Source organism: Pseudomonas sp. HD6515 (assembly GCF_024971855.1).
Lineage (GTDB): Bacteria > Pseudomonadota > Gammaproteobacteria > Pseudomonadales > Pseudomonadaceae > Aquipseudomonas > Aquipseudomonas alloputida.
The window spans coordinates 541427-554643 of record NZ_CP079827.1; the positions used below are offsets into that span (position 1 = coordinate 541427).

17 protein-coding genes are annotated in these 13217 nt (G+C 63.0%); 6 read left to right on the forward strand and 11 right to left on the reverse strand.

Going from position 1 to position 13217, the window contains the following annotated elements:
• Nucleotide 1: 1 nt before the first annotated feature.
• Nucleotides 2–793, reverse strand: coding sequence for a TSUP family transporter (locus KW568_RS02465; protein ID WP_004576902.1), 792 nt, complete (start codon nucleotides 791–793; stop codon nucleotides 2–4).
• 17 nt (nucleotides 794–810) lie between these two features.
• On the reverse strand, nucleotides 811–945 hold the full coding sequence (locus tag KW568_RS02470; RefSeq protein WP_003255421.1) for a hypothetical protein: 135 nt from the start codon (nucleotides 943–945) through the stop codon (nucleotides 811–813).
• Nucleotides 946–1203: 258 nt separating this feature from the next.
• Here KW568_RS02470 and KW568_RS02475 point away from each other — a divergent pair, with 258 nt between their 5' ends.
• Complete coding sequence (locus tag KW568_RS02475; protein ID WP_003255419.1) at nucleotides 1204–2088, forward strand: sugar nucleotide-binding protein; 885 nt, start codon at nucleotides 1204–1206, stop codon at nucleotides 2086–2088.
• Nucleotides 2081–3013: an NAD-dependent epimerase/dehydratase family protein gene (locus KW568_RS02480; RefSeq protein WP_003255418.1), complete on the forward strand. Its 933-nt coding sequence runs from the start codon at nucleotides 2081–2083 to the stop codon at nucleotides 3011–3013. The genes KW568_RS02475 and KW568_RS02480 overlap by 8 nt, the downstream gene beginning before the upstream one ends.
• A 30-nt stretch (nucleotides 3014–3043) precedes the next feature.
• Here KW568_RS02480 and KW568_RS02485 read toward each other — a convergent pair whose 3' ends face one another.
• Nucleotides 3044–3487, reverse strand: a complete 444-nt coding sequence (locus KW568_RS02485; protein ID WP_003255415.1) for a helix-turn-helix domain-containing protein — start codon at nucleotides 3485–3487, stop codon at nucleotides 3044–3046.
• Between the two features lie 103 nt (nucleotides 3488–3590).
• Here KW568_RS02485 and KW568_RS02490 point away from each other — a divergent pair, with 103 nt between their 5' ends.
• A complete protein-coding gene (locus KW568_RS02490) occupies nucleotides 3591–4796 on the forward strand; it encodes an MFS transporter (RefSeq protein ID WP_004576903.1) in 1206 nt (401 codons plus the stop codon).
• Here KW568_RS02490 and KW568_RS02495 read toward each other — a convergent pair.
• From KW568_RS02495 to KW568_RS02515, 5 genes are all read right to left on the reverse strand, one after another.
• On the reverse strand, nucleotides 4784–5467 hold the full coding sequence (locus KW568_RS02495; protein ID WP_003255412.1) for an OmpW family protein: 684 nt from the start codon (nucleotides 5465–5467) through the stop codon (nucleotides 4784–4786). The genes KW568_RS02490 and KW568_RS02495 overlap by 13 nt on opposite strands.
• A 109-nt stretch (nucleotides 5468–5576) precedes the next feature.
• Nucleotides 5577–6089, reverse strand: coding sequence for a DUF3299 domain-containing protein (locus tag KW568_RS02500; RefSeq protein ID WP_033726850.1), 513 nt, complete (start codon nucleotides 6087–6089; stop codon nucleotides 5577–5579).
• A gap of 108 nt (nucleotides 6090–6197) precedes the next feature.
• Nucleotides 6198–7463 (reverse strand): ABC transporter permease, encoded by a 1266-nt coding sequence (locus KW568_RS02505; protein ID WP_004576905.1) that lies wholly within the window; start codon nucleotides 7461–7463, stop codon nucleotides 6198–6200.
• Nucleotides 7463–8173 (reverse strand): ABC transporter ATP-binding protein, encoded by a 711-nt coding sequence (locus KW568_RS02510; RefSeq protein ID WP_004576906.1) that lies wholly within the window; start codon nucleotides 8171–8173, stop codon nucleotides 7463–7465. Before KW568_RS02510 ends, KW568_RS02505 begins: the two co-directional genes overlap by 1 nt.
• Entirely contained in the window at nucleotides 8174–8749 is a 576-nt protein-coding gene (locus tag KW568_RS02515) for a DUF2796 domain-containing protein (RefSeq protein ID WP_004576907.1), read from the reverse strand.
• 130 nt (nucleotides 8750–8879) lie between these two features.
• Between KW568_RS02515 and KW568_RS02520 the strand changes: the two genes are divergently transcribed.
• Nucleotides 8880–9224: a hypothetical protein gene (locus KW568_RS02520; RefSeq protein ID WP_003255407.1), complete on the forward strand. Its 345-nt coding sequence runs from the start codon at nucleotides 8880–8882 to the stop codon at nucleotides 9222–9224.
• Nucleotides 9225–9481: 257 nt separating this feature from the next.
• Here the strand turns inward: KW568_RS02520 and trxA are convergent, their stop codons facing one another.
• From trxA to KW568_RS02535, 3 genes are read right to left on the reverse strand one after another with little or no spacing between them, the layout of a single operon-like run.
• The gene (gene trxA, locus KW568_RS02525; RefSeq protein WP_004576908.1) at nucleotides 9482–10354 is read right to left on the reverse strand and encodes a thioredoxin; all 873 of its coding nucleotides are present in this window, start codon (nucleotides 10352–10354) and stop codon (nucleotides 9482–9484) included.
• 31 nt (nucleotides 10355–10385) lie between these two features.
• Nucleotides 10386–11042, reverse strand: a complete 657-nt coding sequence (locus KW568_RS02530) for a methyltransferase (protein ID WP_003255405.1) — start codon at nucleotides 11040–11042, stop codon at nucleotides 10386–10388.
• Nucleotides 11043–11045: 3 nt separating this feature from the next.
• Complete coding sequence (locus KW568_RS02535) at nucleotides 11046–11492, reverse strand: YbaY family lipoprotein (RefSeq protein WP_003255404.1); 447 nt, start codon at nucleotides 11490–11492, stop codon at nucleotides 11046–11048.
• Between the two features lie 106 nt (nucleotides 11493–11598).
• Here KW568_RS02535 and nrdR point away from each other — a divergent pair, with 106 nt between their 5' ends.
• Complete coding sequence (nrdR, locus tag KW568_RS02540; RefSeq protein WP_003255402.1) at nucleotides 11599–12063, forward strand: transcriptional regulator NrdR; 465 nt, start codon at nucleotides 11599–11601, stop codon at nucleotides 12061–12063.
• Between the two features lie 2 nt (nucleotides 12064–12065).
• Nucleotides 12066–13196 carry a bifunctional diaminohydroxyphosphoribosylaminopyrimidine deaminase/5-amino-6-(5-phosphoribosylamino)uracil reductase RibD gene (ribD, locus tag KW568_RS02545; RefSeq protein ID WP_004576909.1) on the forward strand — a complete coding sequence of 377 codons (1131 nt, stop codon included), beginning with the start codon at nucleotides 12066–12068 and terminating at the stop codon, nucleotides 13194–13196.
• Nucleotides 13197–13217 lie beyond the last annotated feature (21 nt).

Below are 13217 nucleotides of genomic sequence, written 5' to 3' on the forward strand. Positions count from 1 at the left end.
TCTAGAATAACTGGTTGAGCCAATCGCCGAGCGGGTTGCCGGTATCGAGCAGCAGTTTGAGTGCCATGATGCAGCAGACGCTGACCAGCAGCGGTTTTATGAGGCGTGAGCCGAAGCGAACTGCGCAGCGAGCCCCCAATTGTGCGCCCAGAAAGGCGGCGAGCGCCATTGCCAGCGCCAGCGGCCAGATGATCGCCCCGCTGAGAGAAAAAACTGACAATGCGCCCAGGTTACAGGCCGCGTTCAAAAGCTTGCTGGTGCATACGGCTTGAATGAGGTGCTGGCCCAAGAGGACCACGCAGGCCAGCATGAAGAACGAGCCGACTCCGGGGCCGAAGATGCCGTCATAAAAGCCAATGATGGGTGCAGCCGTCACGCAGAATAGGCTAGTCGATACCTTTGCCTTGCGCGCTTGTTCATTCGGCTTTGGACTGAAGGCAAAGTAGGCGGCGATCAGGATCAGCAGTGGTGGGACGCACGTCTGCAAAACGCTTTTGGGGACGTAAGTTATCGACAAGGCCCCCAACGCCCCACCGATGAACGACATGACAGCCATGGGACTGCCTCGTCTCCAGTCGATCATGCCTTTGCGGGCGAAGGCGCACGTAGCCGAAACCGTAGCCGAAGCTGCCTGGAACTTGTTAGTGGCAATAGCTGCCAAGGGTTCTACACCGGCAATAAACAGCACCGGGAGCGTGATAAGGCCACCGCCGCCGGCGATAGCATCAAAAAAGCCGGCCATCAGTGCGACCAGGGCGAGTAGCAGAACAAACGTCAAGTCGATTTCGATCATGGGGTATTTTCCTGTGCTCAACCACGGACCAGCAGCGGGTCTTCAGCGAGCACCAACGGTACGGCGAAGGGGGAGTATCCGAACTGACGGATAAGCAGGCGCCGGTTGCCCTCTGGGTAGAAATCCAGGTAGGCAGCTTCCGAATGAAGCATTGAACGTTCCTTGTCGTTTTTAGGTGAAACTCCCTGGCTGGCAAGTGGGGAGTCGACTATTCAATGCAGTTATGCCGAGACGTGGTAGTCAGCCCATTCCTCGTATGTCGTAGGAGATTTCTGTCTGTGGCGGTATTGAGCAGTGAAACGGTGGAATCACCCCCTGTGGCATCGAACGGGTCCGGTGTTGGACTTCCCGGGCAGGAAACCGCAAAATGACTCTTTTTTCTCATCAACCTCTCCGGATCTGCTGACTCTATGCGTATGCGCCTAATGCTGTTGGGTGGTGGCAATGCCCTCGGGCAAGCGCTGATTCGTCTTGGGGCCGAGGAGGACATCGCATTCCTGGCACCGCGCCCGCCCGAGAACGGCTGGGCGCCCTCAAGCCTTACTCAGTTGCTCGATGACCATCGCCCCGACGCGCTGGTGAACCTGGCCTATTACTTCGACTGGTTCCAGGCTGAGTCGGTCAGCGAGCAGCGCCTGGCTCAACAGGAGCGGGCGGTGGAGCGGTTGGCAGAGCTGTGCCAGCACCATCAGATCACCTTGGTGCAGCCCTCCAGCTACCGTGTGTTCGATGGTTCGCGGGCCACGGCCTATAGCGAAAAGGACGAGCCAGTGCCGCTGGGCTTGCGTGGCCAGGCCCTATGGCGCATAGAGCAGAGCGTGCGTGCGGCTTGCCCGCAGCATGTGTTGCTGCGCTTTGGCTGGTTGCTGGACGAGAGCATCGATGGCGCGTTGGGCCGCTTCCTGACCCGTGCCGAGCAACCACAGGAACTGCTGCTGGCCGATGATCGACGTGGCAACCCGACGCCGGTTGATGATGCCGCCCGAGTGATCCTGTCGGTGCTCAAGCAACTGGATTGCAATGCGCCGCTGTGGGGCACCTACCATTACGCCGGCAATGAGGCGACCACGCCGCTGGCGCTGGGCCAGGCGATCCTCGCCGAGGCCGGTCAATACCGCCAGCTGGCCGTTCAGGCCCCCACGCCGCAGGCCCATGCCGCGCGCCCGGATGCCAGCGAAGAGCCACAGCACGCGGTACTGGCCTGCAAGAAAATCCTTCATACCTTCGGTATCAAGCCGCGTGCCTGGCGCGCTGGTTTGCCACCTCTACTGGACCGGTTCTACCGCCATGGCTGACGCCCCCATCCTGATCACCGGCGGTGCCGGCTTCATTGGCTCCCACCTGTGCGATGCGTTGTTGGACAAAGGCTACGCCGTACGCATTCTCGACGACTTCTCCACCGGCCGGCGAAGCAATCTGCAGGTCGACCACCCACGGCTGGAACTGATCGAAGGTGATGTTGCCGATGCAGGGCTGGTCACTCAGGCTGCGGCTGGCTGCCGTGCTGTGGTGCATCTGGCGGCGGTAGCGTCGGTTCAGGCCTCGGTCGAAGACCCGGTGCGTACCCACCAGAGTAACTTCATCGGTACCCTCAACGTTTGCGAAGCCATGCGCGTGCATGGCGTGCGCCGGGTGCTCTTCGCCTCCAGCGCAGCGGTGTACGGCAACAATGGTGAAGGGGAGTCGATTTCCGAAGACACGCCCAAGGCGCCGTTGACCCCTTATGCCGTGGACAAGCTGGCCAGTGAGCAGTACCTGGACTTCTACCGTCGCCAGCATGGTCTGGAGCCGGTGGTGTTTCGCTTCTTCAATATCTTCGGGCCACGGCAGGACCCTTCCTCACCGTATTCCGGGGTGATCAGCATCTTCTGCGAGCGCGCTGTGCAGGGCTTGCCGATTACAGTGTTCGGTGACGGCGAGCAGACCCGTGACTTCCTTTACGTGGGCGACCTGGTGCAGGTGATGGTGCAGGCACTGGAGCAGCCGCAGGTCGAGGAGGGGGCGGTGAATATCGGGCTGAACCAGGCGACCTCACTGAACCAGTTGCTGGCTGCGCTGGAGAAGGTTGTAGGGAGCTTGCCAGCGATCAGCTATGCGGCGGCGCGATCGGGTGATATCCGCCATTCGCGAGCGGATAACCAGCGGTTGTTGGCGCGGTTCAAATTTGCGCAGGTAACGCCGATGGTTGAAGGCCTGACAAAGCTTCTCGGTAAAGGCTGAGCCCCGCGGGGCTGCTCAGCAGCCCTGACATCACCCATGCCGCACCCTTCTGCGCTGGCAATCTTCGGGATGTAAGACCCGCCCATCCTGGCCACGGACCTGCAATACTTCAAGCGCCTGCCCCGTCACGCCGTCCACCAGCTCCGAACGCGTTTCACCCGCCTCGAACAGAAACCGCTCCCCCCACTGCCTCAAACCAACCACCACTGGAAACACCGACCGCCCTTTGTCGGTCAGCACATACTCTTTGTAGGCACTGCCATCCGACGCCGGCTGTGTCATCAGCAACCCACTTTCCACCAACAGCTTTAGCCGCGAGGTGAGGATGTTCTTCGCCAGCCCCAGGTTCTTCTGAAATTCACTGAAACGCCGTAGGCCGTCAAAGGCATCGCGCAGGATCATCAGCGCCCAACGGTCACCCAGCACCTCCAGAGCCCGGGCCACGGGGCACTGCGCATTGTTTTCATCGAGCATGGGGCAAGCCTGTCTTGATTATCTGGTTGCAGATTAAAACCACATTTGCTAAATAGCCAGCATGTGGTTTCAAATTGAAACCAGATTCCAGAGGCTTTGCCGGATGACACCTTCGCTGACACGCTGGATAACCCTGTTGCTTGCCACCACCAGTGCGATGGCTGTGGCGACGGTGTACTTCGCTCAACCGCTGCTTGAGTCGATGGCTGCTGAGTTGGGGGTGGCGCAGCAGCAGATTGGCTGGGTCGTTGGCGCGACCCAGGGGGGTTACGCCCTGGGGCTGCTACTGATTGTGCCCCTCGGGGACTTGGTCGACCGTAAACGTCTGTTGCTTGGCCAGTTGCTGTTCTCGGCGCTTGCGCTGGTCGGCGTTGGCATGGCGCCGAACTGGGCAATATTGCTGCTGGCTCTGGCTATCGCCGGGTTGATGGCAGTCATGGTGCAGGTGATGGTGGCTCATGCCGCGAGCCTGGCCTCACCTGGCCAGCAAGGGCAGGCGGTAGGCACCGTCACCAGTGGTGTGGTGCTGGGTATTCTGCTGGCACGGCTGGCTTCGGGCGGGCTGGCCGACCTGGCCGGTTGGCGGAGAGTGTACCTGGTCGCCGCAGGGCTGTTGATGGTGCTGGCGCTGGTGCTGTGGCGCAGTCTGCCCGGCGGGCAGCCGATGAGGAGTCGGCCGGGTTACCGGGCGCTGATCATGGCTCAGTTCAGCCTGTATCGGCACGACCGGTTGCTGCGCCAGCGCGGCGTGTTCGGTGTGTTGATCTTCGCCGCATTCAGCGTGCTGTGGAGTGCCATGGTCATGCCGCTCAGTGCTGCGCCGCTGGCGCTGAGCCATACCGAGATCGGCCTGTTTGGCCTGGCAGGTGTCGCGGGTACGCTGGCGGCTTCGCATGCCGGTCGTCTGGCCGACCTTGGAAGGGGGGAGCGTACGACCGGGGTGTCGTTGGCCCTTCTGACGCTGTCGTGGCTGCCAACAGCGTTCGTCGAGCATTCATTGCTGGCCTTCGTGCTGGGTGTGCTGATGCTGGACTTTGCCGTGCAGGCAGTGCATGTCACCAACCAGAGCCTGTTGCTGGCCGGACGTGGTGCGATGGCTAGCCGATTGATCGGCGCTTACATGTGTTGCTATTCGCTGGGCAGCGGTTTGGGGGCGGTGTTGGCGAGCTGGGTGTTTGCACACTGGGGCTGGGTTGCCGTGTGTGGGCTTGGCGTGGGCATCAGTGCCGTCGCACTGTGCTACTGGCTATGGCTGCAACGCGCGAGGGCGGCCGAGGCCGCCCTGCGATGTTCAGGTCAGAACTTGTAGCCAAGGCCGACCATGTATACCCATGGGTCGACGTCGACGTTGACCTTGGTCTTGCTGTAGCCAAGGGCGGTCGGGCCGTTGACGCTGGCCTTGGTGTCGATGTCGACGTACCAGACCGAGGCGTTTACCAGCAGGTTGTCGGTCAGCAAGTAGTCCATGCCCAGTTGGCCGGCGATACCTACCGAATCCTGCAGCTTGAGGTTGCTGAAGCCTTGTTGCTTGCGTGCGCTGCTCAAGTCTTCGTCAAAGAACAGGGTGTAGTTGATACCGACGCCAGCGTACGGCTGGAAGCGCGAATTCGGTTCCATTGGGTAGTACTGCAGCGACAGCGTCGGTGGCAGTTGCTTGATGTCTGCCAGCTTGCCGTCCAGCCCGCCGCCCAGGCCTTTTACGGCGACGGTGTGCTTGAACGGGGTCGCTGCCAGCAGCTCCAGGCCGATGTGGTCGGTGAGCATGTAGGCAAAGGTCAGGCCCAACTGGGTATCGCTGTCCAGGGTCGCCTTGGTGCCCGACACCTTGTTGCCGTCGAACTTGAGGTCGCCGCTGCTCTCGTTCGGGGCGGTGGTGATGGCGCCTGCGCGCAGGATCATGTCCCCCGCCTGATAGGCGTGGGCGGCAGGGGCGGCGAGCGCAAGGGCCACAAGCGAGGCACCCAGCAAGGACTTGTTCATGGAAGCTCCCAAAGGACGTTATTAATCGAGTGGTCCAATGGTACGGAGCTGGTTAAACGGAAAGTTTGACCCAGCTCAAAGAAGCGTCTTCACGAATTCGAAACAGTTCTCATCTCAGCTCATAAGCGTAGATTTTCTCGGCTTCCATCTGGTAGCCGGCGTCGGCCAACTCGCTGCTGGAAGCTCTAACCTGCATCTTTCCCTCGATCCAGTAGGGCTGGTAGAGGTCTTCGACGCGCACGCCCATCTCGCTGAAAATGTGCACGATCTGGTTCGGCGGTGGCGGCGGCACGTGGATGCACGCGCCATAGTAAGGGACCAGCAGGAATTCGGTGGTGCGGCCTTCTTCGTTGACCTCCAGTGGCACGATGTAGCCGGGTAGTTTGACCTGTTGGCCGTCGAGGCTTTTTACCACTGGCGCGTCGGGCGCCTGTTGGCGCGCGGGTGGGGCGGATTCGGCAGACAGGGCGTTGCTGAGCTGTGACATGTCGTGCAGCGGGGTGAGTTGCGGCGGGATGACCGGGGCGCCTTCGGGGATCAGGGCGGGCCAGTCGAGTTCGCGGGGTTCCGAAGCCCACAAGGGCATCGCTACGGTAATCAGCAGGCTCAGTAGTATCTGCAGTGCTGGCCTCTTCGCGGGTGAACCCGCTCCTACAAGGGGAACACGACCCGGTGTAGGAGCGGGTTTACCCGCGAAGAAGTGCAGGAGGTAATGGATCATTCCGCGCTCTCAGAGGTGTAGGGTCAAACCATCGGCCAGCGACTGCCGATAGGCCCGCCATGCCGGCACGCTGCCCATCAGCAACGCTGCGCCAAGAATAATCGCTAGCAAGGTCCACTCATGAATGCTCGGCAGCGCCAGCGGCAGATACAAACCGTAGTTGGCCTGCACATACCCCTGCGCCAGGGCGATACCCGCATATAGCAAGCCAAGCCCGGCCACGATCCCGACCGAGGCCAGTGACAGTGCTTCCAGTACCAGCAACCCCGCAATATGCCAAGGCCGGGCCCCGACCGAACGCAGTATCGCCATCTCTCGGCGGCGTTCGTTGAGGCTGGTGAGAATCGCCGTGAGCATGCCGATCAAACCGGTCAGCACCACGAACAGTGACACCACGAACAATGCCTGTTCTGCAGTGCCCATCAGGCTCCACAGCTCCTGCAGGGCGACCCCTGGCAGGATCGCCAGCAGCGGCTCGCTGCGGTACTCGTTGATCTCTCGCTGCAAACTGAAGGTTGCGATCTTGCTGTTAAGGCCAAGCATGAACGCAGTGATGGCGGCAGGTTGCAGGTCCATGGTACGGGCCTGCTCGGCGCTGATGCGGCCGGCGCCACGGGCGGGTACGCCGTTGTGCCAGTCGATATGGATCGCTTCCATGCCGCCCAGGCTGATATGCAGGGTGCGGTCGACGGGTGTGCCGGTGCGCTTGAGTACGCCGACCACGGTAAACGGCTTGTCGTCGTGCTTGACCAGGCTGATTGCGGCCACACCGTGGGCCAGCACCAGCTTGTCACCCAGCTTGTAGTGCAATGCCTCGGCCACTTCGGCGCCGAGCACCACTTCGAACGGGTCGTTGGCGAACGTACGCCCCTGGCTCAGTTCCAGGTGCTGGCGGCGGCCGTACTGGTAATGGCTGAAGTAATCCGTGGTGGTACCCATCACTCTGTAACCGCGGTGCGAGTCGCCCAGCGAGATCGGGATTGCCCACTTCACCCGTGGGTCCTGTGCATAGTGCTGGAAGCTGTCCCAGCGGATGTTGTTGGTCGCGTTGCCAATGCGGAACACCGAGTACAGCAGCAGGTTCACCGAGCCGGAGCGTGCACCGACAATCAGGTCGGTGCCGCTGATGGTGCTGGCGAAGCTGGCACGGGCTTCGGTACGGACCCGCTCAACAGCCAGCAGCAGGCACACCGACAGGGCAATGGCAAAGGCGGTCAGAAACGCCGTGAAGCGGCGGTTGGCCAGGCTGGCCAAGGCAAGGCGGAGCAGGTACATCAGGCCTCCTGGGGCTTGGCGGCGCGGTTCAGTTCGGCAAGCGACAGGTGGCGGTCGAACAGCGGTGCCAGGCTCTGGTCGTGGCTGACGAACAACAAGCTGGCACCGGCGGCACGGCATTCATCGAACAGCAGGCGGATGAACGCTTCGCGGGTGTCTGCATCCAGTGCCGAGGTCGGTTCGTCGGCAATCACCAGCTCAGGCTGGCCGATCAGTGCGCGGGCGGCGGCGACCCGTTGCTGCTGGCCGATCGACAGGCTGTCGGCGCGGCGGGCGAGCATGGCAGGGTCGCCCAGGCCCAGGTGGGTCAGCAGCGTGCTGGCCGCCTGGTCAACACTGCCATGGCGCTGCTCGGCGCGGGCCTTGCGGCTGCGCGAGAAGCGGCAGGGCAGCTCGACGTTTTCACGTACCGAGAGGAACGGCAGCAGGTTGAACTGCTGGAAGATATACCCGGTGTGATCGACCCGAAAGCGGTCGCGGGCGCCCTGGCTCAGGCTGCCAAGGTCCTGACCGAGCAACTGGATGCGGCCCTGGACCGGCACGGTCACCCCACCCAGCAGGCCCAGCAAGGTCGTCTTGCCACTGCCGCTGGGGCCCTTGAGAAACAGCGCTTCACCAGCGTCCAGGCGTAATGCCGGAATATCCAGCAGCGGCGGGTGACCTGGCCAGGCGAACATCAGGTCATGCAGATCGATCAACGGCTGGTTCATTCAGAAGGCGACCGCTGCCTTGGCCGGCGTGGTTTCCACGCCTTTCTGGCCATTGGGGCCGATCAGTTGCACGTTGATTTTCTGGGTGGCGGGGAAGGCCTTGAACAGCGGCGCCAGGTCCAGCTCTGTCAGTTTGTCGGGGTTGGCGCAAGTCAGCTGATAATGGGCGCCGATGTCGCTGTGCTGATGGCCGTGCTCGTGCTCGTCACCCTCGTCGTCGGCCTTGGAGGCGTCACCGAAGAGAGGGCTTTCCAGTGCCTGCTGGTCTTCCTTGCAGCCTGCGGCGGCGGAAAGGCCGAACAGCTTCAGTGGTTGTTCAAGTTGCTGGCGCACGGCGGCGACTTTGGCCTTGTCGGCATCGCTGCTGGCGGCATGCTCGAAGCCGACCAGGTTCATTGCCGGGCTGTCCAGTTCCAGTTCCAAGGTATTGCCATCGAGCACCGCGTTGAGCTTGGCTACGCCATGCTCGTGGGCGCCGAGGGAGCCGTGGGTGTGGTCATGATCATGGTCATCGTGAGCATGGGCCACGGCCAGTGGCAGCAAAGCGAAGGGCAGGGCGAGCAGCAGGCGACGCATGGACGACTCCGGAGCGGGCTGAAAGATAGAGTTATGTTATAACAGCTTCTTGGCGTGCCGCCAGCCTGTGTGGCGCATGTTTCATGTTGCGGTAGCATGGCTGCATTGATTTGGGCTCAAGGAATGCATCATGAGAATTCGTGGACAGATTGGTGATTGGCCGGTGGACCTGACCATCGAGCTGACGCCTGAAGAGTGGGCGCAACTGGGGCGGCAGACCGAGGTGCCGATGGTAGCCCAGGCGGCCGCGACAGCTGCGGTGGTCGCGCCGCGCCAAGATGACGGTCAGTGGGCTGCGGCGCGTGATGTGTTGCGTCTGGCAGGACAGATGAGCGGGCCGGAATTGCTGGACCGGCTGGAAGGGTTGGCGGGGAGTACGGCGGCGGGTAAACGGTTGCTGGTGCGCTTGCGGCACAGCAGTGAGGTAAAGGTAGAAAGTGGCGTGGATGCGCCGATGTATCACTGGGTGGGGTGAGTGCTGTTTTCGCTGTTGGAGCCAAGCCTACGCGCTCGCCTGTAGGAGCGGGTTTACCCGCGAACACCGGCAGAGCCGGTGCCAGCCACTGCGTTGGCTTCTTCGCGGGCATGCCCGCTCTCAAATTCTGAAAAGCCTGCGCGCTCGCCTGTAGGAGCGGGTTTACCCGCGAACACCGGCAAAGCCGGTGCCTCCACTGCGCTGGTTCCTCGCAGGCATGCCCGCTCCCACTGGTCCAGCGCAGGCTTCAAGGTCACTCAGAACATCGCCGCCGACAGCTTGCGACGATAAACACCAACCAGCGGGTGATCGCCACCCAGCAATTCGAACACCTGCAACAGCGCCTTCTGCGGCAGCCCGTTCTCGTAGCCACGGTTACGCTGGAACAGCTTCAGCAGCCCGTCCAGCGCCGCCTCATACTGCTGGCGCGCCAGTTGCTGAATGCTCAGCTGATAAGCCGCCTCGTCGTCTTGCGGGTTCTGCGCCAGACGGCTTTTAAGGTCTGCCACTTCCGGCAGGCTGGCAGCCTGGCGCAGGAAGGTCAGCTGGGCCTTGGCACCGGCCAGTGCAGCTTTGTGTTCGTCAGTCTTGACCGCATCCAGCACCACTTGCGCTTCGCCCAGCTCGCCACGCTCGGCCAGGCAGCGGGCATACAGGATCAGCGCCTCGACATTGCTGTTGTCCTCACCCAGCAGCGCCTGCAACAGCGCCTCGGTTTCGGCAAAACGGCTTTCGGCAAACAGCGCCTTTGCCTGCTCCAGTGGCGAGGCGGTGGGCGCGGCTGGCATTTGTACATGCGGCTCGAGCATGGCGCGGATCGCCGACTCCGGTTGCGCCCCGGCAAAACCGTCCACCGGCTGACCGTCCTTGAACAGCACCACTGTCGGCAGGCTACGGATGCCGAACTGGGCAACCACCTGTTGCTCCACGTCGCAGTTGATCTTGGCCAGCAGCAGTTCGCCCTGGTAACCCTCGGCAATCTTTGCCAGCAATGGCATCAGCGCCTTGCACGGCGCGCACCACTCGGCCCAGAAGTCCACCAGCACTGGCTTGTGGAAGGAGTTCTCGATCACCAGTTGCTGGAAGTTGGTATCGGTGGCGTCGAAAATGTAAGGCGTGTCTTGGGTCATCGCGACTCTCGCAAACTCGTGTATGGCACCACTATAAGGTGTCGCGGCTGGCGTGGTACAGGCTGACCCGGCGGAATTCGTGTGGCTCGGCCAGGTCCGGCAGGGTCAGTGCTTCGAGCACGCCCAATTGCTGGTACAACGGGTGGTGAAAGTCACGTACCCGCGAGTCGGCCACCAAGGCCTGCCGACCGCGGCTCAGGAAGGCATCCAGCAGCGGCAGGTTGGCGCGGTCGTATAGCACATCGGCAACCAGGATCAGGTCGAAGCGGTCTTCCTCGGCAAAAAAATCGCTGCTGTAGCGTAATGTCACCCCGTTCAGTGCTGCATTCGCACGGCAGGCATCGAGGGCCAGCGGGTCGAGGTCGCAGGCCACCACTTCCCGTGCACCGGCGCGTGCAGCAGCAATGCCGGCGATACCAGAGCCGGCGCCAAAGTCCAGCACGCGCTTGCCCGCCACCCACTCCGGGCGTTCGGCCAGGTAGCGGGCCATTGCCAGCCCGCTGGCCCAGCAGAAGCTCCAATAGGGAGGTTCTTCAAGAATGCGCCGGGTTTCTTCGCTGCTGAAGGCGCGATCCATGTTCTGGTCGTCGATCAGCCATAGCTTCAGGTCACAGTCGGGCAGTTCGCTGACGATCAGGCGTGCTTCGCCGATCAGGCCGCTGAGGGCCTGTTGCAGAGCCAGCGGCATCACTTAAGGCGCCTTCTCGAAACGCAGCGGGCCGGTGGCCTGGGTTTGTGCTTGGGTAATGCGCACCGGGGGCAGGTGCATGATCAGCTGGCCGGAGTTGCTGGCGCGGCCACGCAGTTCGACCCGGGCACCGGGCGGGAAGGCTTCGGGGTTGAAGCGCAGGTGGTAGGGCAGTGCCTGGCCGGTACCGGTCAGATTACTGCTGGCCAGCAGGCGCTGCGGGCGGTCGCGTTCGTCGATCACCAGCAAGGCCAGTTCCACCTCGGCACCCGCCGGAATTTCCAGCAAGGTGCCGCTCAGCTCGCGCTGGTAGGCCGGCAGCGGGCCCAGTACTTCGGCCTTGGCCGAAGGGGCTGGCGCGGGCACTGGGTTGTCGGTCTTTGGCCTGTCGCTGCCGCAGGCGGCAAGCAGAGCGGCGCAGCACAGCACGACGAGCGCTCGGTAGTGCATGGGGGAGTCCTTCACGGGCATATTTCCCATGGATGTTAACCCCTTTGGCTTGTCTTGCCAGTGCAATGCGCTACCATGGCCCTCCCTTTTTTTGTTGCCTGCCACCATGCACTGTCCCTTTTGCGGTGCCAACGACACCAAGGTCATCGACTCTCGCCTCGTCGCCGAGGGCGAGCAGGTGCGCCGCCGCCGTGAATGCGTGGCCTGCGGCGAGCGCTTCACCACCTTCGAAACCGCCGAGCTGGTGCTGCCCCGGCTGATCAAGCAGGACGGCACGCGCCAGCCCTTCGACGAAGAAAAGCTGCGCGCTGGTATGCAACGGGCCCTGGAAAAGCGTCCGGTCAGCGTCGAGCGCCTGGAAGCTGCGCTGGCGCACATCAAGAGCCGGCTGCGTGCCACAGGCGAGCGCGAAGTCAAATCGCTGGTGGTCGGTGAAATGGTCATGGCCGAGTTGCGCAAACTCGATGAAGTGGCCTATATCCGCTTTGCTTCGGTGTACCGGCGCTTCCAGGACCTCGACGAGTTCCGCGAAGAAATCGACCGCCTGGCCCGTGAGCCAGCTAAAGAGTGAACATGCCCAGCCAAGCTGCCATTCTCGACGCTCACTACATGGCCCGCGCGCTGGAGCTGGCGCGTAAAGGCCTGTACACCACCCACCCGAACCCGCGCGTAGGCTGCGTGATCGTGCGCGATGGCGAAGTGGTCGGTGAAGGCTGGCACGTGCGCGCCGGCGAGCCCCATGCCGAAGTGCATGCTCTGCGCCAGGCCGGTGAACTTGCCCGCGGTGCTTCTGCCTACGTCACCCTGGAACCATGCAGCCACCATGGCCGTACGCCACCGTGTGCCGAAGCACTGGTCAAGGCCGGCGTGGCGCGTGTCGTAGCCGCCATGCAGGACCCTAACCCACAAGTGGCGGGGCAGGGCCTGCGGCGCCTGGCCGAAGCCGGAATCGAAGTGGCCAGCGGAGTGCTCGAAGCCGAGGCCCGCGCCCTCAACCCAGGCTTCCTCAAGCGCATGGAGCACGGCCTGCCGTTCGTTCGCGCCAAGCTGGCCATGAGCCTGGATGGCCGCACTGCCATGGCCAGTGGTGAAAGCCAGTGGATCACCGGGCCGGCCGCGCGCTCAGCCGTGCAGCGCTTGCGCGCCCGCTCCAGCGTGGTGCTGACCAGCGCCGCCAGCGTGCTGACAGACAACGCACGCATGACCGTGCGTGGCGCCGAGCTGGGCCTGGATGCCGAAACAACCGCCCTGGCACTCAGCCGCACACCCTTGCGGGTGCTGGTTGATGGCCGCCTGCGCCTGCCACTGGCGGCGCCGTTCTTCCAGGCGGGCCCAGCGCTGGTGGTGACTGCTGTCGCAGATGACCCGCGCTATGCCGCTGCCGGCCACGAATTGCTCAGCTTGCCGGGCGACAATGGCCAGGTCGACCTGGCGGCGCTGCTTCGCGCCCTGGCTGCCCGCGGCGTCAACGAAATCCTGCTGGAAGCCGGTGCCGGCCTGGTCGGTGCCTTCGCACGGCAAGGCCTGGTCGACGAGTACCAGCTGTTCGTCGCTGGCACCTTCCTCGGCTCTCAGGCCCGGCCACTGCTGGACTGGCCGATGGACAAGATGAGCGAAGCACCACGGCTGAAAATTACCGAAATGCGCGCAGTGGGCGATGACTGGCGGGTCACGGCCATCCCCCTGCTAGCGCCCGGCGTATAATGCCGGGCTTGCCCCGCGCAA